Annotated in this window: 22 protein-coding genes; 17 read left to right on the forward strand and 5 right to left on the reverse strand. The window is 65.5% G+C overall.

Annotation, left to right across the window (positions count from 1 at the left end; translation table 11 throughout):
• Window positions 1–250 precede the first annotated feature (250 nt).
• Together NV2_RS17685 and NV2_RS17690 are read left to right on the forward strand one after the other, a co-directional pair.
• A complete protein-coding gene (locus NV2_RS17685; protein ID WP_067875231.1) occupies window positions 251–1,903 on the forward strand; it encodes an acyl-CoA synthetase in 1,653 nt (550 codons plus the stop codon).
• A gap of 201 nt (window positions 1,904–2,104) precedes the next feature.
• Window positions 2,105–3,103, forward strand: coding sequence for a sigma-70 family RNA polymerase sigma factor (locus NV2_RS17690; RefSeq protein ID WP_067875234.1), 999 nt, complete (start codon window positions 2,105–2,107; stop codon window positions 3,101–3,103).
• Window positions 3,104–3,140: 37 nt separating this feature from the next.
• Here the strand turns inward: NV2_RS17690 and NV2_RS31475 are convergent, their stop codons facing one another.
• Both NV2_RS31475 and NV2_RS17695 read right to left on the reverse strand, forming a co-directional pair.
• Window positions 3,141–3,284 carry a hypothetical protein gene (locus NV2_RS31475; protein ID WP_157102957.1) on the reverse strand — a complete coding sequence of 48 codons (144 nt, stop codon included), beginning with the start codon at window positions 3,282–3,284 and terminating at the stop codon, window positions 3,141–3,143.
• 136 nt (window positions 3,285–3,420) lie between these two features.
• The gene (locus tag NV2_RS17695) at window positions 3,421–4,305 is read right to left on the reverse strand and encodes a LysR family transcriptional regulator (protein WP_067875236.1); all 885 of its coding nucleotides are present in this window, start codon (window positions 4,303–4,305) and stop codon (window positions 3,421–3,423) included.
• 22 nt (window positions 4,306–4,327) lie between these two features.
• On the opposite strand from NV2_RS17695, the gene NV2_RS17700 reads away from it, so the two are divergent.
• Together NV2_RS17700 and NV2_RS17705 are read left to right on the forward strand one after the other, a co-directional pair.
• On the forward strand, window positions 4,328–5,206 hold the full coding sequence (locus NV2_RS17700; RefSeq protein ID WP_210749623.1) for an alpha/beta fold hydrolase: 879 nt from the start codon (window positions 4,328–4,330) through the stop codon (window positions 5,204–5,206).
• 68 nt (window positions 5,207–5,274) lie between these two features.
• Entirely contained in the window at window positions 5,275–6,087 is an 813-nt protein-coding gene (locus NV2_RS17705; protein WP_067875239.1) for an alpha/beta fold hydrolase, read from the forward strand.
• 7 nt (window positions 6,088–6,094) lie between these two features.
• Here the strand turns inward: NV2_RS17705 and NV2_RS17710 are convergent, their stop codons facing one another.
• Entirely contained in the window at window positions 6,095–6,514 is a 420-nt protein-coding gene (locus NV2_RS17710) for a VOC family protein (RefSeq protein WP_067875480.1), read from the reverse strand.
• A gap of 348 nt (window positions 6,515–6,862) precedes the next feature.
• Between NV2_RS17710 and NV2_RS17720 the strand changes: the two genes are divergently transcribed.
• A complete protein-coding gene (locus tag NV2_RS17720) occupies window positions 6,863–7,411 on the forward strand; it encodes an AAA family ATPase (protein ID WP_067875244.1) in 549 nt (182 codons plus the stop codon).
• A 57-nt stretch (window positions 7,412–7,468) separates the two neighbouring features.
• On the opposite strand, the gene NV2_RS17725 is transcribed toward NV2_RS17720, so the two are convergent.
• Together NV2_RS17725 and NV2_RS17730 are read right to left on the reverse strand one after the other, a co-directional pair.
• Complete coding sequence (locus tag NV2_RS17725) at window positions 7,469–8,566, reverse strand: acyl-CoA dehydrogenase family protein (protein WP_067875248.1); 1,098 nt, start codon at window positions 8,564–8,566, stop codon at window positions 7,469–7,471.
• A gap of 28 nt (window positions 8,567–8,594) precedes the next feature.
• Complete coding sequence (locus NV2_RS17730; RefSeq protein WP_067875251.1) at window positions 8,595–9,788, reverse strand: acyl-CoA dehydrogenase family protein; 1,194 nt, start codon at window positions 9,786–9,788, stop codon at window positions 8,595–8,597.
• A gap of 205 nt (window positions 9,789–9,993) precedes the next feature.
• On the opposite strand from NV2_RS17730, the gene NV2_RS17735 reads away from it, so the two are divergent.
• The 12 genes from NV2_RS17735 (at window position 9,994) to NV2_RS17790 (ending at window position 21,678) form a co-directional block, all read left to right on the forward strand.
• Window positions 9,994–10,182 carry a ferredoxin gene (locus NV2_RS17735; RefSeq protein ID WP_067875483.1) on the forward strand — a complete coding sequence of 63 codons (189 nt, stop codon included), beginning with the start codon at window positions 9,994–9,996 and terminating at the stop codon, window positions 10,180–10,182.
• Between the two features lie 44 nt (window positions 10,183–10,226).
• The gene (locus NV2_RS17740) at window positions 10,227–11,144 is read left to right on the forward strand and encodes a 3-oxoacyl-ACP reductase (protein ID WP_067875258.1); all 918 of its coding nucleotides are present in this window, start codon (window positions 10,227–10,229) and stop codon (window positions 11,142–11,144) included.
• A 276-nt stretch (window positions 11,145–11,420) separates the two neighbouring features.
• Window positions 11,421–12,185: an MlaE family ABC transporter permease gene (locus NV2_RS17745; protein ID WP_067875261.1), complete on the forward strand. Its 765-nt coding sequence runs from the start codon at window positions 11,421–11,423 to the stop codon at window positions 12,183–12,185.
• A 4-nt stretch (window positions 12,186–12,189) separates the two neighbouring features.
• Entirely contained in the window at window positions 12,190–13,041 is an 852-nt protein-coding gene (locus tag NV2_RS17750; protein ID WP_067875264.1) for an MlaE family ABC transporter permease, read from the forward strand.
• A 5-nt stretch (window positions 13,042–13,046) separates the two neighbouring features.
• On the forward strand, window positions 13,047–14,267 hold the full coding sequence (locus NV2_RS17755; RefSeq protein ID WP_067875267.1) for an MCE family protein: 1,221 nt from the start codon (window positions 13,047–13,049) through the stop codon (window positions 14,265–14,267).
• On the forward strand, window positions 14,264–15,301 hold the full coding sequence (locus tag NV2_RS17760) for an MCE family protein (protein WP_067875270.1): 1,038 nt from the start codon (window positions 14,264–14,266) through the stop codon (window positions 15,299–15,301). The genes NV2_RS17755 and NV2_RS17760 overlap by 4 nt, the downstream gene beginning before the upstream one ends.
• The gene (locus NV2_RS17765) at window positions 15,291–16,385 is read left to right on the forward strand and encodes an MCE family protein (protein ID WP_067875274.1); all 1,095 of its coding nucleotides are present in this window, start codon (window positions 15,291–15,293) and stop codon (window positions 16,383–16,385) included. The genes NV2_RS17760 and NV2_RS17765 overlap by 11 nt, the downstream gene beginning before the upstream one ends.
• Window positions 16,382–17,629: an MCE family protein gene (locus tag NV2_RS17770; RefSeq protein WP_067875277.1), complete on the forward strand. Its 1,248-nt coding sequence runs from the start codon at window positions 16,382–16,384 to the stop codon at window positions 17,627–17,629. The genes NV2_RS17765 and NV2_RS17770 overlap by 4 nt, the downstream gene beginning before the upstream one ends.
• Window positions 17,629–18,879: an MCE family protein gene (locus NV2_RS17775; RefSeq protein ID WP_067875280.1), complete on the forward strand. Its 1,251-nt coding sequence runs from the start codon at window positions 17,629–17,631 to the stop codon at window positions 18,877–18,879. The genes NV2_RS17770 and NV2_RS17775 overlap by 1 nt, the downstream gene beginning before the upstream one ends.
• Complete coding sequence (locus tag NV2_RS17780) at window positions 18,876–20,291, forward strand: MCE family protein (RefSeq protein ID WP_067875283.1); 1,416 nt, start codon at window positions 18,876–18,878, stop codon at window positions 20,289–20,291. The genes NV2_RS17775 and NV2_RS17780 overlap by 4 nt, the downstream gene beginning before the upstream one ends.
• Complete coding sequence (locus NV2_RS17785) at window positions 20,288–21,193, forward strand: Rv1363c family protein (RefSeq protein WP_067875286.1); 906 nt, start codon at window positions 20,288–20,290, stop codon at window positions 21,191–21,193. The genes NV2_RS17780 and NV2_RS17785 overlap by 4 nt, the downstream gene beginning before the upstream one ends.
• Complete coding sequence (locus tag NV2_RS17790; protein WP_067875289.1) at window positions 21,190–21,678, forward strand: Rv1363c family protein; 489 nt, start codon at window positions 21,190–21,192, stop codon at window positions 21,676–21,678. Before NV2_RS17785 ends, NV2_RS17790 begins: the two co-directional genes overlap by 4 nt.
• Window positions 21,679–21,841 lie beyond the last annotated feature (163 nt).

Genomic DNA, 21,841 nt, shown 5'->3' on the forward strand with positions numbered 1-21,841 from the left:
CGTTGCAGATTCGGTGCCGGCGCGACCGCTCCGGGACGATTGCCGTCCGCCGCGGGCGGGCTCGCAGTGTGGACACGGTGCGAGTTCGCCGGATCGGTGGAGACAGCCGAGCCCACTTGCCTCGCGCAGGTGGGCTCGGCATTCGCGCACCGTACGCGCGCCCGCTCGCGCGGGCGTCGCTTCGCCCGGAATTTGTTAACCCCGTAAATCAACTCTTGTCAGGCGCGAGAACACGTTCTATTTTGGTTCTGTGAGCTACAACATAGCGGACCTTGTCGAACACACTATCGACCTCGTGCCGGACCGTGTCGCGCTGGCCGACGACGTCCGCTCGGTAACCTTTGCCGAGCTGGAGGATCGGGCCAACCGTTTGGCGCACTACCTGCAAGAACAGGGTGTGCAACCGGGTGACAAGGTCGGCATCTACTCACGCAACACGATCGAAGCCGTCGAGGCCATGGTCGCCGTCTTCAAGGCGCGCGCCGTGATGATCAACGTGAACTTCCGGTACGTCGAGAACGAGTTGCAATACATTTTCGACAACTCCGATATGGTCGCGCTGATCCACGAGCGCCGCTACAGCGACAAGGTGGCGGCCGTGCGCCCCACCTCGCCGCAGTTGAAGACCGTGATCGTGGTGAACGACGGCACCGAGAACGACGTGCCCTTGGCCGCGGATTCGGTGGAATACGAAGCAGCACTGGCAGCTTCGTCCGGCGAGCGTGACTTCGGTGAGCGTTCGAACGACGACATCTTCATGATCTACACCGGCGGCACCACCGGTATGCCCAAGGGCGTGATGTGGCGCCACGAGGACTGGTGGCGGGTGCTGGGCGGCGGCATCAACTTCATCACCGGTGAGGCCATCGAGGACGAATGGAAGCAGGCCAAGGACGGCTCCGGTAATCCGCAGATGGTGCGGTACCCGATTCCGCCGATGATCCACGGCGGCGCGCAGTCGGCCACCTTCCACGGCCTGTTCGACGGCGGCAAGACCATCATGCTGCCGGAATTCGACGCCCACGGCGTGTGGCAGGCGATCGACCGCCACGCCGTGAACCTCATCTTCATCACCGGTGACGCGATGGCCCGGCCGATGCTGGACGCGCTCGGCGAGGGTAATCCGGAAACCGGTGAGCCGTACCAGCATTCGGTGCTGTGGGCGATGGCCAGCAGTGCGGCGCTCTTCTCGCCCGCGCTCAAGGACGGTTTCATCGAGCACCTGCCGAATACGGTCATCACCGACTCCATCGGATCCTCGGAAACCGGTTTCGGTGGGCTGTCGATGGCCACCAAGGGCGCCACCCACACGGGCGGCCCGCGGGTGAAGATCGATGCCTCCACCGCCGTACTCGACGACGACGGCAACCCGATCGAACCAGGGTCGGACAAGGTCGGCCTGCTGGCTCGCAAGGGGCATATCCCGGTCGGCTACTACAACGACCCGGTGAAGACCGCCGCGACCTTCAAGGAGTTCAACGGGGTGCGTTACTCGATTCCGGGCGATTACGCGCGGGTCGAGAAGGACGGCACCGTCACCATGCTCGGCCGCGGTTCGGTCAGCATCAACAGCGGTGGCGAGAAGATCTACCCCGAGGAGGTCGAGGGTGCACTGAAGTGCCATCCCGAGATCTTCGACGCGCTGGTCATCGGCATTCCGGACGAGCGCTGGGGGCAGCGCGTGGCGGCGGTGGTGCAATGCCGCGCCGGCGAGCGGCCCACCCTCGAGGAGTTGCGCCCGGTACTCAGCAAGGAGATCTCGTCCTACAAGCTGCCCCGCAGCCTGTGGTTCGTCGACGAGATCAAGCGGTCACCCGCCGGTAAGCCCGATTACCGCTGGGCCAACGATCACGCGCAGTCGCGTCCGGCCGACGAGGATTCGCAGGTCGCCGCGAAGCAGTAGCCCTCACGCGCCGCGCTGTCGCCGTGCCGGAGTTCGCGTCCGGCACGGCGACAGGTGTGTGGGGCCGATCCCCGCGCGTGCCCGCACGGGGCGGGCAGCATCGGAATGTTTAGCGGTCGAATCGATGTATCTGCAGGTAGTGACCCTGCCCCTCGGTCCTTGAGCTGTTTTCTGTCGGTGGCTTGTGTCACAGTTGCTCCCATGACCGAGAAAGGTTCCGCCGGCACCGTCGAGGATGTGTTGCCGCAGTTCGAGGGCTATCGGCGGGAGTTGTGCGCCTACGCCTACCGCATGCTGGGTTCCTCCTTCGAGGCAGAGGATGCGGTGCAGGAGGCCTTCACCCGCGCCTGGAAGGCCTACGACTCGTTCGAGGGCCGGTCCAGTCTGCGTTCGTGGCTGTACAAGATCACCACCAACGTCTGCCTGGACATGCTCGACGGCCCGCAGCGCCGTGCCCGGCCGATGGACCTGAACGGGCCGAGTAGTCCGAACGGTCCGCTCCCGCCGCCGCAGCCGGACTATGTGTGGATCGAGCCGATCCCCAATGCGCTGGCCTTCGGTGCGGATCCCGCCGACCACGCCGCCACCAAGGATTCGCTGCGGCTGGCCTTCGTCGCCGCGGTCCAGCACCTGCCTGCCACACAACGCGCGATCCTGATCATGCGCGAGGTGCTCCGGTTCTCCGCCAACGAGACCGCCGCGCTGCTGACGATGTCACCGGCCTCGGTGAACAGTGCGCTGCAGCGGGCTCGCGCCACGCTGGCCAAGGTGCAGTCGACGGCATCGGACGGTTACGACGAATCCGATGTGAATCAGCGCGAACTCGTCGACGGTTTCGTTCAGGCCTTCGAGGCCTACGATATGGACGCGCTCACCTCCTTGCTGAAAAAGGATGTGGCGCTGTCCATGCCGCCACTCGAGCTGTGGGTCTCCGGGCCGGACCATGTTGCGGAGTTCATGCTCTCGCCCGGGCCGTCGGCCTGCCGGGGCTCTCGCATGGTGCCGCTCGAGGGCGCCAACGGGTTACCGGCCTTCGGGCAGTACAAGCCCACCGAGGAGCCGGGAGTGTTCACTCCCTGGTCGATCACGGTGCTGGAACTGGACGGTGCCGCGATCAGCGGGCTGAACTTCTTCCTCGACACCGAGCGGCTGTTCCCGCTGTTCGGCCTGCCGATGGAACTGCGCGAGCCGGCCGAGTAGCCCGGCCGAGCGCGGGCCAGTGGTCCAGGGGCGCAGGCTATTCGACGGCCTTGGCGGCCAGCCACAAGGCGCCGACGACTCCTGCTGCGACCGCCACGCCGAGATGGCCGGGCGTTCGGGCGTAATCGAAGACCGAACCGGCGGCGATGACCGCCGCGACGACAATCAGTAGACGCTTCATCGGTCGCACCCCCGAGTCGCTCCGAAGCTCCACGATACGGCATCGGTATTCGCTTGCGCTACAGCAGGATTCGAGCGAACGAGCGGCTACCCGCCCGTGGCAGCCACCGGAGGGCGAGTCCGTGCGCCGCTCACGATCAGTTGCCGATCGTGTGGCAGGCCTCGATGAGTGCGCGTAACTCCGCCCGGGGTGGATCGGGACGGACCGCCAGATAGCTCGGCATGACCAGCTCCGGGGCCCGCAGCGGTCGCCACACGACTCCGGGGAACGCCAACCCGGCGGCCTGAGCGGCGTAATAGACCGTCCAGCTGGGTGCGCCGAACCCGATGGCAGCCAGGGTGTCCTGCTCGGTGGTGAATTCCGGCCCGAACCGGGGTTCGAAACCGGCTTGCCGGCATGCGGCGGTAACCAGATCGTGCAGCGCCGGATTGCGGGCGCGCGTGACGAGGCGCAGCGGCAGTTCGGCCAGCCGCGCCAGCTCTATCTCGCGCAGGACAGCGAGATCGTGGCGTGCGGGTATCCCCGCCACCAGACGGTCGGACCACAGTGGCAGGAGTTCGAGGTCGGAGTTCTCCGGAAATCCGCGCAGCACGGCGGCATCGAGGTCACCCGAGCGCACCTGCTCGAGCCGCTCGGCGGTGCTCGCGTTCACCAGCTCGATGTGTGCGTCGGGGGCTCGCCGCTCGAATTCGGCCAGCATCATCTCCAGCCTGGTGCCGAGTCCTGTGCTGGTACCGAGGCGAACAGTGCCGGTGCGTTCGGTGCGCAGCTCGTCGATCGCATCCCGTGCCGCGGTGACGGCCGTGAGTATCCGTTCGGCGTGCTGCAGAAACCGTTGTCCGGCCGCCGTGAGTCGTACGGTGCGCGTGGTGCGGTCGAACAGGGCGACCCCGAGTTCTCGTTCCAGCCGGGTGATCTGCTGGCTCACCGCCGATTGCACGATGTGCAGGCGCTGGGCCGCCCGACCGAAGTGTAATTCCTCGGCTACGGCCCGGAAGTACTGCAACTGCCGAAGCTCCACGGCCGCAGATTAATCAGTATTCGTGAAAAGTGCCAGCTCGGTTCGCTTCTTTTTCGCCGCCGCGATTCGCGATTTCCTTGGTCACACGCCGGAGAACGAGGGAGTGATCACCATGCCGTATCTGACCGTCGGTGACCGAACGCAGCTCTACTACGAGGACCAGGGCGCGGGTCTGCCGTTGCTGTTCGTGCACGGCTGGGGGACCAGCGGTCGGGTGTGGGGAACGCAGCAGGCCGAGCTGACCGGCGAGTTCCGGGTGGTCACCGTGGACTGGCGCGGGTGCGGGCGTTCGGACCGGCCCGCCGCCGGCAATACCGTCGCCGGCGTCGTCGACGATCTGGTGACGCTCATCGGCGAGCTGGGGCTGCACCGCCCGGTCGTGATCGGTTCCTCGGTGGGGGCGACCTTCGCCACCGAACTCGCGCTGGCACATCCGGACCTGCTCGGCGGCGTGGTGGCCGTCGACGGTCCGGCGTACTGGCCGGGTCGCGGGATGCCGTTGCGGCGGATCATTTCCCGGATGCGTTACCAGCGGCCGGCCTTCGTCACCGAATGGGTGTCGAACTGGTTCGCTCCCGGTGCTTCGCCCGTACTCGCCGACTGGACGGTCCGGCAGATTCTCGACTCGGGCGTCTACATCGACGAGCACTTCCACGCCTTCGCCGCCTACGATCCACGGCCGCAACTGCCACTGCTGCGGACGCCGATCCACTATCTGCACGGCGAACTGGACGCCGAAATACCGCTGGAGGTACCGCGCACCTGTGCCGCCCGCACCCCCGGAGCCGGAGTCACGGTGATCGCGGGCGCGGGGCATATGCCGCAGCAGGAGCGCCCGGCGGAGTTCACTGCCGCGCTGCGATCGGCGCTCGCGGGCTTCCCCGTCGGCGCCGCCGCCTGAACCGACTCGAACTATCCGGTCGTGCGTAGCCGCTGCACTGCCGCCGACATCCTCCGGAAGGACAGCAGATGCCTCTCGCTCTCGCACGACTCGACGGTGGCGAAGCCCGCGTCGCCTACGACCTGACCGGCACCGGCCCGGCGGTGGTCCTGGTGCACGGGACGGGTGCCGACCGGGGCCAGTGGGCCGGTCTCACCCATGCGATCTCGGATCGCTACACCGTGCTGGCGCCGGACTATTCGGGCTCCGGCGACACCGTCGACCACGGCGGGCCGCTCACCGTGGCCGACCTCGCCGCCGAGATCCGGGCGGCCGCCGACGATGCCGGCCTCGACCGCTTTCATCTCGTCGGGCACTCGCTGGGAGCGGTGGTCGCCGCACATCTGGCGGCGGTCGTGCCCGAGCGAGTCCGCTCGTTGTTCCTGCACGCGGGCTGGGTGCGCACCGATGCCCGTATGGACGCCGAGTTCCGGTACTGGATCGAACTGCTGGACTCCGACGCCGCCCATGGCACCGACCTGTTCGCGAGAAATCTGCCGCTGATGGCCTTCGGGCCGCGCTACTGGGAACGGGCCACCGCGGCCGAGAACGAGATGCTGGTGAAACAGCTGAGCACCGCGATCGCACCCGGAACGGCCCGGCAGACCGAAGTGGATCGAGGGGTGGACCTGACCGATCTGCTCGCCCGGATCACCGCACCGACGCTGATCCTGGGCAGCGCCCACGACCGGATTGTTCCGGCAGCGCAGCAGCGCGACCTCCTCGCCGCGATCGCCGATGCCCGCTACGCCGAGATCGACGCCGGACACGGCGCGCCGGGCGAGGATCCGGACGGATTCCACGCCAAGATCAGCGCCTTCCTGGCGGCGCACACCGAGTGACCCGGCCTCAGCTCGCGCCCGGGTAGTTCATCCAGAAGGCCTCCCAGTGGTGGCCGTCCGGGTCGACGAAGGCGCGGCTGAACATCCCGACCGCTTCCTCCTGCGCCTGCTTGTCCGCGCTCACCTCCTCGGTGGCACCGGCCGCCGTCGCGGCCGCCAACAGGGATTCGACCTCTGCCGCGCTGCCCAGCGACAGGGCGTAGATCGATCCGGTGGCCGCGCGGGTGTCGGCGACGGGGCGGCTGGTGAAGGTCTCGAAGAAGGGGCGGGCCAGCAGCATCAGGCAGATATTGTCGTCGACGACCACACAACCGGCGTTCTCGTCGGTGAAGTCCGGATTCACCTTCCAGCCCAGTGCCTCGTAGAAGGAGATGGAGCGGGCCAGATTCTCGACGGGAAGATTGATGAAGATCATTTTGCCGGCCATGTCGGTGTCCTCTCGCTGTGCGATGTCGGTTGCGAATACCGACGCCACGAGGTGCCCGAATTCATCGGAGGAATTTGAAACCTGCTCTGAACTGCTGTTATGTGATGGTGCTCCGGAAAATCGGTCGCGGGCAGAGTCCGTTCATCGCTACCGTCCCTGCATGCCGCTACAGCGTGAATCAACAGCTCGGGTCGGCTCCGACCAGTGGGCCGACCGGCCCGCCGGAGCCGGCGCGGTGAATCGGTCCCGGGACACCGGGGGTGAATTGCGGGCGCCGGTCCGTGGCACATCCGCCGGAGCGGTTGTGCGGGTGATGGTCGTGAGTGCGGACGTGAACCGGCGGCTCGGATGAACGGTGCCGTCTATCTGATCACCGGCATTCAGGCCGCCGGAAAATCGACGGTCGCGCAGGCGCTGGCCGAACGGCTGCCTCGCGCGGCGCATATTCGCGGCGACGTCTTCCGTCGGTTCGTAGTGAGCGGGCGGGCCGAGATGTCCGGAAGCCCCACTCCGGAGGCACTGCGGCAGTTGCGGTTACGGCACCGGTTGGCCGCTGCGGCGGCCGACGAATACGCCGCCGCCGGGTTCAGCGCCGTTGTCCAGGATGTGGTGCTGGGGGATCTGCTGCCGTGGATGATCGAGCAGATCCGCACCGATCCGCTGTATGTGGTCGTGTTGGCGCCACAGCCGGCGGCGGTCGCCGAGCGCGAACGGGGGCGCGAGAAGAAGGCGTACGGGGCTTTCACCGTGGCAGAGCTCGACACGGCACTGCGCTCGGACACTCCGCGTATCGGGTTATGGCTCGACACAACGGCTCTCACCGTCGACCGAACAGTCGATCGCATTCTGGCTCAGGCCGCACCGGTGGACCGCAGCGTAGTGCGCGCGACGACCTGAGATACCCGTCCGGGCCGGGCCGGTGGAGCGGCGACCCGGCCCGGACGGGAGCCTGCGCTAGTGGGCCTCGGCCAGGAGGGTGCCCAGGGCGCGCAGGTGGTCGGTGGCACCGCCGAGTGCGAACTCGTTGTGCTTGGCGGCGGTGAAGTAGCACTGCACGATGTGGTCGCGGTCGATACCGACACCGCCGTGCACGTGCACCGTGGTGTGTGCGATGCGGTGACCGGCCTCGGCCGCCCAGAACTTGGCGGTGTGGATCTCGGCGTCGGCCGGTAGTCCCTCAGTGATCCGCCAGGCCGCCTGGGTGACGGCCAGCCGCAATCCCTGCAGGTCGATGTAGCCGTCCGCCAGCCGCTGCGCGACCGCCTGGAAGCTACCGATCTTGCGGTTGAACTGTTCGCGCTCGCGACCGTATTCGGCGACGATTTCGATCGCCCGCTCCAGGGTGCCGAGCTGCTGGGCGGCCAGGCCGAGCCGGCCCTGCGCCAGCAGCCAGTTCAGGATCTGTGCACCGTCGTCGACGGTGCCGACCAGTTCGGCAGGCGCGGATTCGAATTCGAGCTGCGCCTCCGGACTGCGGTCCACCACGTGTTGCGGTATCAGCTCGGCTTCGGCGGGATCCACCAGGAACACTGCGGGCTTCCCGGACACGGTGGCGGGCACCAGGATTCGATACGCCTGCGCGGCGAACGGCACGATGGTCTTCGCGCCGGTCAGCTTCCAGCCGCCGTCGTCGGTGGCGGTGGTGGTGGGGCGCGACGGCTCCCAGTTGCGTTCCTCGGTGAGCGCGGCGGTCAGGATCGTCTCGCCCGCACCGGCCTTCGCGGCCAGCTCCCGCTGCGCCTCGTTGCCCCAGCGCGCCAGTGCCCCGGCGCCGACGACGACCGACCACAGATAGGGGACGGCGGCCACGGCTTTGCCGAGTTCACGCAGAATCGACGTCTGCTCCAATGCGCCGAGTCCGTTACCGCCCACGGACTCCGGCAGGGTCGCGGCCAGCACTCCGGTCTCGGCCAGCGAACGCCACAGCTGTTCGTCGAAGCGGACCTCGGCCCGGTCGAGTTCGCGCAACCGGTCGGCGGTGACCAGCTTGCCGCAGACCTCGCCGGTGAGCCGCGCGAGGTCCTGCTGCCCTTCGGTAAGTGTGAAATCCATCGGTGATCCTAGTTTTTCGGCTGAGAGCTCAGCGGGCGGCGGCGGGCTGTTTGAGGGCGGTCATCGCGATGATGTCGCGCTGCACCTCGTTGGTGCCGCCGCCGAAGGTGAGGATCAGGCAGGAGCGATGCATGCGCTCGAGCCGTCCGCGCAACTGCGCACCGGGGGAGCCCTGCCGCAGGTAGGCCTGCGGTCCGAGGATCTCCATCAGCAGCCGGTAGGCCTCGGTGGCGAGTTCGGTACCCAGCACCTTGCAGGTCGAGGCGTCCCAGGGGCGGGGTGCGGCATCTCCACCGGCGTCGGCGCCGGAGGCGATCTCCCAGTTCAGCAGCTTCAGGAACTCGACCTTGGCATGGACCCGGGCCAGATTCAGCCGCACCCATTCGTTGTCGATCACGCGTGCGCCGCCGGCCTCGGTGGTCTCGCGCGCCCATGCGGTGGTCTGCGCGACCGCGAGTGCCAGCGGTGCCGCCGAGGTCAGCGCCACCCGCTCGTGATTGAGCTGGTTGGTCACCAGCGGCCAGCCGCCGTTCTCCGGTCCGACCATCGCCGAATTCGGTACCCGCACATCCTGGTAATAGGTTGCGCTGGTGTCGGGCCCGGCCATGGTGTGTACCGGGGTCCAGGAGAATCCTTCGGCGGTGGTGGGCACGATGAACATGCTGATGCCCTTGTGCTTCTTGGCATCCGGGTCCGTGCGCGCCGCCAGCCAGACGTAGTCGGCGTAGGGGATCAGGCTGGTCCACATCTTCTGGCCGTTGATCACCCAGTCGTCGCCGTCGCGGACCGCGGTGGTGCGCAGTGAGGCGAGGTCGGTGCCGGCGCCGGGCTCGGAGTAGCCGATGGAGAAGTGCAGCTCACCCGCGGCGATCTTGGGCAGGAAGAACTTCTTCTGTTCCTCGCTGCCGTAGTGCATGATCGTCGGCGCCACCGAGTTGATGGTCAGGAACGGCACCGGGGCACCTGCCACGGCCGCCTCGTCGGTGAAGATCAGCTGATCCATCGTGGAGCGGTCCTGACCGCCGTACTCCTTGGGCCAGCCCAGGGCGAGCCAGCCGTCGCGGCCCATGTCCTGGACCACCTCGCGGTAGACGTTGCCCTCGCCGTACTCACCGGTCTGCGACGAGAGTGCCTCGCGGCGTTCCGGGGTGATCAGCTTGGCGAAATATTCGCGGAGCTCGGCGCGCAGCTGCTCCTGTTGCTCGGTATAAGCAATCCGCATGGCGGTTACCTCGTACTCGGGATTGTGGTGGCCGATGGAGACGACCGATGTAGCGGCAACGCCCAGATGGCGGTCCTGCCTCGGTCTCGATCATTGCACAACTACTGAAACATGTTCCAGTATGGAGGCCGAATCCGTCCGCTGCAGCCCCAGCGGGCCGTCCGGGCTTGTAGGCTCGGCTGTACCTATGGTGAAGGAGTTGTCAATGAAGGTCATCGTAGATTTCGACCAGTGTGAAGCGAACGGAATCTGTGTCGGAATCGCCCCCGACATCTTCGAACTCGACGACGAGGACAACCTGCACGTTGCCGCCGCCGACGTGCCCGAAGACCGGCTCGCCGACGTGGAGACCGCCGTCGCGCAGTGCCCGAAGGCGGCCTTGCGGCTGCAGTGAGATGAATGCTTGCCGATAACTGGAACACGTTCTAGAGTCGCGGCGTGAGTGAATCGTCGAATCAGCCCGGCACCGATCTGTCCGGCAAGGTAGCAATCGTAACCGGAGCCGGAGCGGGTCTGGGCCGGGCCGAAGCGCTGGCCCTGGCCGGTGCCGGCGCTTCGGTCGTGGTCAACGACCTGACCGAGAACGACGCGGTGGCGGCCACCCTGGCCGATATCCGGGCACTGGGCGCCAAGGTCGAGTTCGTGGCCGGAAGTATTGCCGAGCGGTCCACCGCCGATGCGTTGATCGCCAAGGCGGACGAATCCTTCGGCAATGTAGACATTGTGGTGAACAATGCGGGAATCACCCGCGACCGCATGCTTTTCAATCTCTCCGACGAAGATTGGGATGCAGTACTCGCGGTCCACCTGCGTGGTCACTTTCTGTTGTCGCGTAACGCGGCCGCGTATTGGCGGTCGAAATCAAAGGAATCTGGTGCTCCAATTTATGGGCGCCTGATCAACACATCGTCCGAAGCGGGTTTGCTGGGGCCGGAAGGGCAAGCGAATTACGCGGCCGCGAAAGCCGGCATCACCGCTCTGACACTGTCTGCTTCGCGCGCTTTGTCGCGCTACGGTGTGCGCGCCAACGCCATCTGCCCGCGCGGTCGCACGGCGATGACCGAGGCCGTGTTCTCCGAGGCACCCGAGGGGGAAGTGGACCCGCTGTCGCCCGATCACGTCGCCCGGCTGGTCGCCTACCTGGCCTCACCAGGCGCGGACGCGGTGAACGGTCAGGTCTTCGTCGTCTACGGCCCGATGGTCGCGTTGATGGCCGCGCCGGAGGTCGAGCAGCGCTTCGACGCCGCGGGTGCGGAGTGGAGTGCGGATGCACTCGCCGACACACTGGGCACCTACTTCGCCGAGCGGCCCGCGGGGCGTACGTTTTCGGCAAGTTCGCTGCACGATCTCGGCTGATTCCCCGAGAGTCGGTCGCTCGATCAGCTCCGGTTGATCGGGCGGCCCGGGCTTGGTAGACATGGGGGTCGCGGTTGTGCGGTGGCTCACAACAGTGCCATGTACACCGTATGAACGTGTTCTAGCTCTGGAAATAGGTTCTGGGCAAAAACAGCAGTTCAAAAATGCCAAATTGTCTTCCAATCAGTGGTGAACATGTTCTAATCTTCGGAGCGGAACAGTTGTAGAGGCTCGCTTGCGCGACGTTGCGCCGGGTCGGCTAGGAGGAATCGCGGAATGAACGAGGTTCTTGCCGTGCCGTTGCGTGCGGTCGGCGGGTTCTTCGAACTCGTGGCCGCTGTGGCGCGGGCCTTGATACGTCCGCCATTTCAGCGACGGGAATTCGTCGACCAGTCGTGGTTCGTCGCCCGGGTATCGATCATCCCGACCCTCTTGGTCGCGATCCCGTTCACGGTTCTGGTTGTCTTCACCTTGAATATCCTGCTGCGCGAAATCGGCGCGGCGGATCTCTCGGGTGCGGGCGCTGCATTCGGTGCGGTAACCCAGGTCGGGCCGATCGTCACCGTGCTGATCGTGGCAGGCGCCGGCGCCACCGCCATCTGCGCGGATCTGGGGGCACGCACCATCCGGGAAGAAATCGACGCCATGAAGGTGCTCGGTATCGATCCCATTCACCGCCTGGTGGTGCCCCGAGTTCTCGCCTCGATGTTCGTCGCGGCGCTGCTCAACGGCCTGGTGTGCACGATCGGCATCGTCGGCGGTTTCCTTTTCTCGGTCCTGCTGCAGGGCGTGAACCCCGGCGCCTTCGTTAACGGGATCACCCTGCTCACCCATACTCCCGAGCTGGTGCTCTCCGAGGTCAAGGCGGCGCTGTTCGGCTTGATCGCCGGTCTGATGGCCTGCTACCTCGGCCTCAACGTCCGAGGTGGTCCCAAGAGTGTGGGTGACGCGGTCAACCAGACGGTGGTGTTCTCCTTCATGGCCCTGTTCGTGGTGAACGTCGTCGCTACCGCGGTCGGTCTCAAGTTCGCGGTGCGGTGATCGGATGTCGTTCGTAATTCAGTCCCGGTTCCCGCGCACAGTGCGCCGAGTACGCCGCCTCTCGAGTTCGATGGACGGTCTCGGTCATCAGGCCCAGTTCTACGCGAACTCGCTCGGGTCGGTGCCCAAGGCCTTCTACCACTACCGCACCGAGACCATCCGGTTGATCGCCGAGATCAGCATGGGTAGCGGTGCCCTGGCCGTCATCGGCGGCACCGTCGTCATCGTCGGCTTCCTGACCCTGTTCACCGGCGGCACCATCGCCGTCCAGGGCTACAGTTCGCTGGGCGATATCGGCGTCGAGGCGCTGACCGGCTTCTTCGTCGCATTCCTGAATGTGCGTATCGCGGCGCCGGTGATCTCCGGAATCGGCCTCGCGGCCACCATCGGCGCCGGTGCGACCGCGCAGCTGGGTGCCATGCGCGTGGCCGAAGAGATCGACGCGCTGGAATCCATGGCGATCCGGCCGATGCCGTTCCTGGTCGGCACCCGAGTGCTGGCCGGCATGATCGCGATCGTCCCGCTGTACGCGCTCGCGGTGATCGCCTCGTTCATCTCCAGCCGGTTCGCGACCGTCGTGATCTACGGACAGTCGGCGGGCGTCTACGACCACTACTTCTCGACCTTCCTGATTCCCAGCGACATCCTGTGGTCGTTCCTGCAAGCGATCCTGATGGCCTTGGCCGTCATGATGATTCACACCTACTACGGCTACAACGCCAGCGGCGGGCCGGTCGGTGTGGGAATCGCCGTCGGTAGCGCGGTGCGGGCCTCGCTCGTTGCGGTGGTCTTGGTGACTCTGCTCATGTCGTTGGCGATCTACGGCACCTCCGGCAATTTCCATCTCTCCGGGTAGGCGGTATGGCGGCAAATAAGCTCGTTGAAAAGGAAAGCGGCGGCAGCTTTTTCGGTGCCGGATGGGGCGTGAAGCTCTCCGGTCTCGCGATGGTGCTGATCCTGGTTGCCGTCGTCGCCGTCGCCTTGACGATGTTCGTCGGGGGATTCACCCCGAGCAAGAAGGTGTACGTCGATTCGCAGCGTGCGGGTCTGGTGATGGACAAGGACGCGAAGGTCCGGATCCGCGGCGCCGAAATCGGCCGGGTCTCCGACATCACCTACTCCGGTGACATGGCTCATCTGACCCTCGAGATCAACCCCGACGATCTGAAGATGGTGCCGGACAACGCCACCGTCGATATTCGGTCGACCACGGTGTTCGGTGCCAAGTACGTCAACTTCATCGAACCCGAGAATCCTTCCGGCAATCACCTTGCCGCCGGCTCCACCATTACCGCGAAGTCGGTGACCGTCGAATTCAATACGGTCTTCCAGCATCTGACCGATGTGCTCGCGAAGGTTGCGCCGGAGAAACTCAACGCGACATTGACCGCGCTGGGCACCGCCCTCGAGGGGCGCGGTGACAAACTCGGTCAGCTGATGGTGGATTCCGACCAGTACCTGCGCGACATCAACCCGAGCCTGCCGGATCTGCAGCGCGATCTGCAGACTTCGGTCGGCGTCACGAACCTGTACGCGGATACCGTCCCGGATCTGCTGCGCACCACCGATAACGCCACCACGACCAGTAAGACCATCGTCGACGAGCAGAAGAACTTCGACTCCATGCTGGTCAATCTGATCGGGCTGGCCGATACCACCGGCCCGATTCTGAAAGAAAACGAGCAGCCACTGGCGACGGCCCTGGATCTGCTCCGGCCCACCACGGAACTGCTGAACCAATACCGGTCCGGACTCAACTGTGTCGTCGAGGGCGTCGGTCAGAACGTCGGCCTCATGGACGCGATCTTCGGCGGCGGGCCCGGCGGGTCGGTGTTGCTCAACGCCGGCTTCATGCCGGGCGGCGAGCCCTACCACTACCCGGAGGACCTGCCCAAGGTGAACGCGACCGGCGGACCGCATTGTGAGGGAATCTTGGACCGAGAGCCGGGAAGCCATTCCAACTATCTGGTCACCGACACCTCGGAGGGCCACGTGTGGACGCCTGAGCTGAATCACCACATCAACGGTGACCGGGTGTTCCAGATCATGTTCGCCGGACTGCCGGGGGTGCCCAACCCATGAGGATCAAGTTCCACGCCACGACCGTGAAACTCGGCATTTTCACGCTCGTCATGGTGGTCATCCTGGCCTTCCTCGTCGTGATCTTCAGCCAGATGCGCTTTTCCCGGGAAACCGGATACCACGCCGTATTCACCAGTTCGTCGGGCATGCTGCCGGGCTCGAAGGTACGTATCGCCGGTGTTCCGGTCGGCTCGGTGGGCCGGGTGTACGTCGGCAAGGATCATCTCGCGCACGTGGACTTCGACGTCGACAGCGATCATCGGATCTACACCAGCAGCCGGGCCGCGGTTCGCTATGAGAATCTCACCGGCGATCGCTATCTGGAATTGATGGACGGGCCGGGAACGGCCGAGCCGTTGCGCAAGGGCGCGACCATCGGCACGGACAAGACTCAGCCGGCGTTGGATCTGGATATGTTGCTCGGCGGTTTCAAGCCGCTGCTGCGCGGTCTGGACCCGGCGCAGATCAACGATCTGACCGGTGCGCTGATCCAGGTCTTCCAAGGCCAGGGCGGCACGTTGGTGTCGCTGCTCAACAGTGGTGGTTCGTTCACCAAGACCATTGCCGAACGGGACGAACTGATCGGCAGTGTGATCGAGAATCTGAAGACCGTGCTCGCCACGATCGACGATCACAACAAGGAATTCGACACCACGCTGACCGAATTGCAGCGGCTGATCAGCGGCCTGGCCGAGGACAAGGACCCGATCGGTGCCGCACTGCCGAGGCTGGCCGGTGCGACCGGCGATCTGACCGGCCTGCTGAAACAGGCCCGGCCGGATCTGAAGCAGACCTTCGGTCAGTTGGGCACGGTGGCGCAGAACCTCGACGAGCACTCCAGCGACGTCGAGTGGATCATTCAGCAGTTGCCCAGCACGTACCGCAAGCTCGTCCGTATCGGTTCCTACGGCTCGTTCCTGAACATGTACGTCTGCGGCGTGACCATGCTGACAGATGGACCGAACGGCCAGCCGCAGGAAGTTCACCTGTCGGGCAACCAGTCGACAGGAAGGTGTTCCGACAGTGAAGGGTGAACGTTCCCCGCTGATTTCGGCCGGCATCGTCGGCGTCGTGCTGGCGGTCGCGATCGCAGTGTCCGCACTGCAGTTCGACCGATTGCCGTTCATCCGCAGCGGTGCCGAATTCTCGGCCTTCTTCGCCGACGCCGGTGGCCTGCTTCCTGGCGACCATGTCGAGGTGGCCGGTGTGCGCAGTGGTGATGTCGAGGACGTCAGTCTCGACGGAACCAAGGTCAAGGTCCGTTTCAGTCTCGACGAATCGATCGTGCTCGGGAAGAAGACGACCGTCGCGATCAAGACGAATACGGTGCTCGGCCGCAAATCGCTGCTGGTCGAGCCGAAGGGACCTGGTGCGCTCCGCTCCGATCAGCCGATTCCCCTGGAGCGCACCACATCTCCGTACTCGCTCAACGACGCCCTGGGCGATCTGACGACCACGGTGTCGGATCTGGACCTGAACCAGGTCAACAAGACCCTCGACACCTTGTCGGACACCTTCGCCGATACACCGGCGCCGTTGCGTTCGGCGCTGGACGGCATCACCAATCTGTCGCGCAGCCTGAACAAGCGCGATCAGGCGCTGACCGATCTGCTCTCGCACGCGCAGAATGTGACGAAGGTGCTGGCCGATCGGGCCGACCAGATCAACAAGTTGCTGCTCGACGGCAATGATCTACTCGGCGAGCTCGACAACCGGCGCCAGGCCCTGAGTCAGTTGATCGTGTACGTGAACCAGCTGGCCATCCAGCTCACCGGATTTGTCAACGACAACGAAGCACAGTTGAAACCCGCGCTGGACAAGGTGAATTCGGTGCTGCAGATGCTGCAGCGCAACAAGGACAACCTGGGTAAGGCGCTGGACGCCCTCGGGCCGTACGCCGCGGCGCTCGGCGAGCAGGTCGGCAGTGGCCCGTACTTCCAGGCCTATCTGTCGAATGTGGAAAGTATTCCGATCCGCGCGCTGGTCGACTCGATGGTCTGGCCGGAGCGGTTGCCGAAGGATCTGTACGACGCATTCGGTCACCCCATCACCACCAATCCTGCCGAGACGGTCCCTGGCGATGTGACCAATCCCGGCACTGGGGAGCAGCCGCGATGAACGCAGTAAGCAAAATTGCCAAGGTGCCGCGCTGGGCTCGGATCGTGGCCGCGGTCGTGGTGGTAGCCCTCGCGGGCTGGCTGCTCTACGGGGTGGTCTCCGATATCGGCAAGAAGCACATCACCGCACACTTTCCGTCGACTACCGGGCTATACGCCGGCGACGACGTGCGGGTGCTCGGCGTGAAGGTCGGCCGGATCGACTCCATCGAACCGGGCCGTGATCAAGTGAAGGTCGAGATGACCGTCGACCGCGGCATCGATATCCCGGCGGATGCGAAGGCGGTGACGGTATCGCCGTCGCTGGTCTCGGCGCGGTTCGTGCAGTTGGCTCCCGCCTATAACGGTGGTCCGAAGATGGAGAACAACGGCGAGATTCCGATCGAGCACACCGCCGTGCCGGTGGAATGGGACGACATCAAGGCCGAGCTGACCAAGCTGTCGAAGGCACTGGGCCCGGTCGGCGAGGACAAGCAGGGCTCCTTCGGTCGCGTGATCGATACCGCCGCGAAGAACCTCGGCGACGGAAATGCCCAGGCATTCCGCGACACGCTCCGCGAACTCTCACACACGCTCAACACACTCTCCGACGGGCGGACCGATCTGTTCGGAACGATCCGCAACCTGCAGCAGTTCGTCGACGTCCTGTCCAAGAGCAACGAACAGATCGTGCAGTTCGGAGGGCGGCTGGCCTCGGTGTCCTCGGTGCTGTCGGACACGTCCGCGGATCTCGGCGCCGGTCTCGACAACCTCGATTCCGCGGTGGCCGATGTCAAGCGGTTCCTCGACGAGCGGGGTGGCGCGCTGACCGAAAGTGTCCAGCGGCTCACCGACGTGACCCAGCTGCTGGCCGACAAACGCCCGGAGATCGAGCGCGTGATGCATGCCGGCCCCACCGGTCTGGTGAACTTCTATCAGATCTACAAGCCTGCACAGGGGTCGCTCGCGGGCGCAGTGACCGGTACGAACTTTGCGAACCCGACCGCATTCCTGTGCGGCTCGGTCGAGGCGATCCAGGCCGACGACTCCGACAAGTCGGCGGCGCTGTGCAGGCAATACCTGACGCCGGTGCTCAACTCGCTGATGATGAACTACCCACCGTTGCTGGCGAATCCGGCATCCAATCAGACGGTGTTCCCGCAGCAGCTCACGTTCAGTACACCCGACCTGGCGGACCGGGTCGATACCGCGCCGAGCAGCGTGCCCAACGGTATTGCCGGACTTGCTGTTCCAGGAGGGCGCTGATGCGTAACCGTCGAAAGCGGATAGCGGCCATCGCGATCGGTGTGGCCGTACTGATGGGCGCGACCGGATGTGAATGGGACGGACTGAATTCCATTCCGATGCCGGGTGCCGGCACTGGTGAGGGCTCCTGGAAGGTCACCATTCAGATGCCGAATGTGACCACCCTGACCCGTAATTCACCGGTGAAGGTCGCCGACGTCACGGTCGGGACGGTGTCCGATATCAAGCTCGAGGACTGGCATGCCCTGGTGACCGTGAGCCTGGAAAAGGGTGTGCAGTTGCCCGCCAACGCGGTCGCGCGGATCGGCCAGACCAGCCTGCTGGGCAGCAACCATGTCGAACTCGCGCCCCCCGACAAGATCGCTCCGGAGGGACGACTGAAGGCCGGGGACGTGATCCCGCTCGATCGGGCCGGAGTGTTCCCCACGACCGAGCAGACGTTGTCCTCGCTGTCGGTGGTGCTCAACGGCGGCGGGATCTCGCAGCTGGAGACGATCACCCACGAGTTGAACGCGACGTTCAACGGACGTGAGGACGCGATTCGTGATCTGCTGCCGCAGTTGAATCAGCTGACCACGACCTTGGATCAGCAGACCGGTGACATCATCTCGGCGATGGAGGGGCTCGACCGCTTCGGTGGACAGCTCGCCCAGCAGAAGGACCGGCTCACCAATGCGATCACGCAGATCCATCCGGCGGTGACGGTGCTGGCCGACAAGCGGGAGAACATCACCAAAACGATTACCGCTCTCGGTGATCTGAGTGGTGTCGTGCAGCAGCTGGTCGCCGACAGTGGTGAGAACCTGAAGGCGAACCTGGCCAATCTCTGGCCGACGCTGGAGTCGCTGGCCAGCACCGGTGACCGGCTGGCCAATTCACTGCAGTTGCTGCTGACCTTCCCGTTCCCGATCCACGGCATCAACAAGGCGATCAAGGGTGACTACATGAACATTTTCGTCACCTACGATTTGACCGGCGCCCGGCTCGATTCCGGGTTCCTCACCGGTACCCCGCTGGGTGGCAAGTTCGGCGGTGTACAAGCGAAGTACGGTGTCGAGGCCGCACTGGGCACCCCAGCCGGCACGGCTGGGCAGAAGGGTGACCCGGTCCAGGGACCGATGCAGCCACCTCCGCCGGCGCCCGAGCAGGCGCCCGCGCCCAGTGTGCCGGGTCTGCCGCCGATCCCCGGCCTGCCGGCCATACCCGGTCTGACGGTTCCCGGTGCGCCACAAGGAGGGCCGGCACGATGAAGCTCAGTAAGTTCGTTCGCGGCCAGCTGATCACCTTCTCGATCCTGACCATTATCGGCCTGGTCGTCATGTCGGCCAGCTATCTGCACCTTCCCGCGATGGTCGGGATCGGGCGCTACAAGGTCACCGTGGAACTCGCGGCGACCGGTGGGCTGTACCAGACGGCGAATGTCGCCTATCGCGGAACGAATATCGGCAAGGTCGACAATGTGCAACTCACCGAGAACGGGGTGAGTGCGCATCTGTCGATCAACAGCAAGTACAAGGTTCCGTCCGATGTCGACGCGTATGTGAAGAGCGTGTCGGCGATCGGTGAGCAGTACGTCGATCTGGTCCCGGTGGATGACCCACAAGGTGGGAGTCTGCACGACGGATCCGTGATTCCGGTGCAGCGCACCAAACTTCCGCAGGATGTCGGGGAGATGCTCGACCAGGCCGATCGCTTGTTGTCCTCGGTCGCCGATACCCAGCTGCGGCAGGTGATCGACGACGCGTTCGTTGCCTTCAACGGCGCCGGCCCGGATCTGCAGCGCCTCATCGATTCCGCCTCACTGCTGGTCCAGGAGGCCAAGGCGAACACCGGCGAGACCAAGGATCTGCTCGCGAAGCTCGGACCGCTGCTCGATACCCAGAACCGGTCCGCCGACGATATCCGGGCCTGGACGCAGAATCTGGCCACGGTCACCGACCAGCTGCGGGAGCACGATCCCTCGTTGCGACAGCTGATCGAACGGACCCCGTCGGCGGCGCAGAAGATCAGCTCCACGTTCCAGGATCTGCAGCCCACCCTGCCGATCCTGCTGTCGAACCTGATCTCGGTCGGCCAGGTCGGAGTGACCTACCACGCCGGTCTGGAACAGATCCTGGTCGTGTTCCCGCCGATGATCGCGGCGCTGCTGACCGCGGCCAAGAGCGGCCCGGCCAAGTACGGTGCCAAGGCGGACTTCATGCTCGGCCTGAACGATCCGCCCGGATGTACCACCGGCTTCCTGCCGCCGGATCAGCGCCGGTCGGCTGCGGATTTCAGCGTCCCGGACACTCCGGAGCTGTACTGCAAGATTTCGCAGGATTCGGCGACCGCGGTACGAGGTATTCGCAACTTCCCGTGTGCCGATGTGCCGGGCAAGCGTGCTCCGTCGCCGGCCCTGTGTCATGATCCGCAGGGCTATGTGCCGGAGGGCAACAATCCTCCGTTCGGTCCGCCGCAGCCGGTGGCACCGTCCGGCGAGCCTGCGGCAACCCCGCCGGCGGACACCCACCCGGCGTCCTTCAGCAACAGGCAGTACGACCCGAAAACCGCAACCTTCACCGGGCCGGACGGTCGCACCTACCGACAGGGCAACGTCGGTCCCGACGGATCGGGCACGGTACCGTCGAGCTGGCAGACGATGCTCGAGGAGCAGCAACGATGAGCGAATCCAAAGATATCGAGGGCCGAACTCGACGTCGCGCGGTACGCACGGCGGGGCCGGTCAAGGGTGGAAACGCGCCCGAGGTGCAGAGTGTGGCGGTGACCTCCGGCACCGGTGGTAGTGCCGCCGGTACGACGGCGGATACCGACAGCACGGTAAAGCTGGGCACCGCTTCGGCTACCACCGGGAAAACGGGTAGCGCGGACGCCGACAGCACCGCGAAGCTGAGCACCGCCGGCACCGCTGAGTCGGGCGCCGTGGCCGCGTCCGATCCCACGGTGAAGGTGGCTACCGCTGCGGACGAGGACGCGACGGTGAAGCTCGCGTCCTCCGCGGCGGACGGCAGTGACACCGATGCCGGGGACCCAGCGGACCCCGAGGACCCCGCCGCGGATGCTGCACAGCAGTCCCGACGGCTGGGCAAGCTGGGGTGGGCCGCCGCGGTCGTCGCCGTGATCTCGTTGGTCGGCCTGCTCGGTGCGGGCGGGTTCTACTTCTATCACGATCATCAGGCGAACACGCTGGCCGAACGCCGCGCGGACTACGTCCAGACCGCGAAACAGGCCGTGCTGAACCTCAGCAATATCAAGGGTGACAGCGCGCAGCAGGACATCGACCGCGTGCTCGCCGTCGCCTCCGGGCCGCTCCAACAGGAGTACTCCCAGCGCAAGGATGCCTACGCCAAGGTCATCGAGCAGGCGAAGGTGCAGGCCAGCGGTGAGATCATCGAGGCCGCGCTGGAGAGTTCCGACGACCACACCGCGCGCGTGCTGGTCGCCGCCAAGCAGACCCTGACCAACGCCGGGTCACCGGAACCGCAACAGCGGTACTACCGCTTCCGCGTCACCGTGACCCGCGACAATGGGCACACCACTGCCTCACAGGTGGAGTTCGTGGCATGAGAAATAAACTGCGCCCCATTCTGATCGTCTCGGCCGCGGTGCTGTTCGTGGCGGCACTCGCCGTCGGCGGCTTCACCGGCTTCACCTACTGGTCCGATCAGCAGACCGAGAATGCTCGGACCGACTCCGTCGACGCCGCGCGGCGCACGGTTCAGGCCATGTTCAGCTACGACTATCACACCGTCGACAAAGAGCTGCCGAAGTCCGCGGACAACCTCACCCCCGAGTTCCGCAAGGACTACCTCAAGCTCGTCAACGAGGTGATCGCCAAGGGAGCCAAGGAGAAGGAGCTCACGGTCAAGGCGAACACCCAGGCGAGCGGTGTGGTGACGGTGGACCGATCGCACGCCGTGGTGCTGGTGTACCTGAACCAGATCACCACCGGTAAGGACTCGCCGCAGGGCGCGGTCACCCCGAGCCGGGTGCGGGTGAGCATGGATAAGCAGGACGGCCGCTGGCTGGCCTCGGAGGTCACGCCGATCTAGCCGACGGGCCCCGAGTATCCGACACCGCCTTAAGCGAAGTTCGCCCTCCTCGTTAAGCGCGCGCGCATACCGTCGGTGACACAGCGATTCCGAGGCGGGATCGGTGGTCGATTCCGATACGGTCGCGACGAACATCCCGCTGGTGAACGCGCCTGCGCCGCGC

It is taken from the genome of Nocardia vermiculata NBRC 100427 (assembly GCF_001613265.1).
Classification (GTDB): domain Bacteria; phylum Actinomycetota; class Actinomycetes; order Mycobacteriales; family Mycobacteriaceae; genus Nocardia; species Nocardia vermiculata.

Excerpts from the sequence above, each read along its gene's own strand:
- NV2_RS17770 (WP_067875277.1), top strand. The coding sequence starts at position 16,382 with ATGAACGCAGTAAGCAAAATTGCCAAGGTGCCGCGCTGGGCTCGGATC.
- NV2_RS17710 (WP_067875480.1), bottom strand. The coding sequence starts at position 6,514 with ATGGCCGGCAAAATGATCTTCATCAATCTTCCCGTCGAGAATCTGGCC.
- NV2_RS17760 (WP_067875270.1), top strand. The coding sequence starts at position 14,264 with ATGAGGATCAAGTTCCACGCCACGACCGTGAAACTCGGCATTTTCACG.
- NV2_RS17735 (WP_067875483.1), top strand. The coding sequence starts at position 9,994 with ATGAAGGTCATCGTAGATTTCGACCAGTGTGAAGCGAACGGAATCTGT.
- NV2_RS17725 (WP_067875248.1), bottom strand. The coding sequence starts at position 8,566 with ATGGATTTCACACTTACCGAAGGGCAGCAGGACCTCGCGCGGCTCACC.
- NV2_RS17790 (WP_067875289.1), top strand. The coding sequence starts at position 21,190 with ATGAGAAATAAACTGCGCCCCATTCTGATCGTCTCGGCCGCGGTGCTG.
- NV2_RS17720 (WP_067875244.1), top strand. The coding sequence starts at position 6,863 with ATGAACGGTGCCGTCTATCTGATCACCGGCATTCAGGCCGCCGGAAAA.
- NV2_RS17690 (WP_067875234.1), top strand. The coding sequence starts at position 2,105 with ATGACCGAGAAAGGTTCCGCCGGCACCGTCGAGGATGTGTTGCCGCAG.
- NV2_RS17750 (WP_067875264.1), top strand. The coding sequence starts at position 12,190 with ATGTCGTTCGTAATTCAGTCCCGGTTCCCGCGCACAGTGCGCCGAGTA.
- NV2_RS17745 (WP_067875261.1), top strand. The coding sequence starts at position 11,421 with ATGAACGAGGTTCTTGCCGTGCCGTTGCGTGCGGTCGGCGGGTTCTTC.
- NV2_RS17780 (WP_067875283.1), top strand. The coding sequence starts at position 18,876 with ATGAAGCTCAGTAAGTTCGTTCGCGGCCAGCTGATCACCTTCTCGATC.
- NV2_RS17755 (WP_067875267.1), top strand. The coding sequence starts at position 13,047 with ATGGCGGCAAATAAGCTCGTTGAAAAGGAAAGCGGCGGCAGCTTTTTC.
- NV2_RS17705 (WP_067875239.1), top strand. The coding sequence starts at position 5,275 with ATGCCTCTCGCTCTCGCACGACTCGACGGTGGCGAAGCCCGCGTCGCC.
- NV2_RS17785 (WP_067875286.1), top strand. The coding sequence starts at position 20,288 with ATGAGCGAATCCAAAGATATCGAGGGCCGAACTCGACGTCGCGCGGTA.
- NV2_RS17730 (WP_067875251.1), bottom strand. The coding sequence starts at position 9,788 with ATGCGGATTGCTTATACCGAGCAACAGGAGCAGCTGCGCGCCGAGCTC.
- NV2_RS17775 (WP_067875280.1), top strand. The coding sequence starts at position 17,629 with ATGCGTAACCGTCGAAAGCGGATAGCGGCCATCGCGATCGGTGTGGCC.
- NV2_RS31475 (WP_157102957.1), bottom strand. The coding sequence starts at position 3,284 with ATGAAGCGTCTACTGATTGTCGTCGCGGCGGTCATCGCCGCCGGTTCG.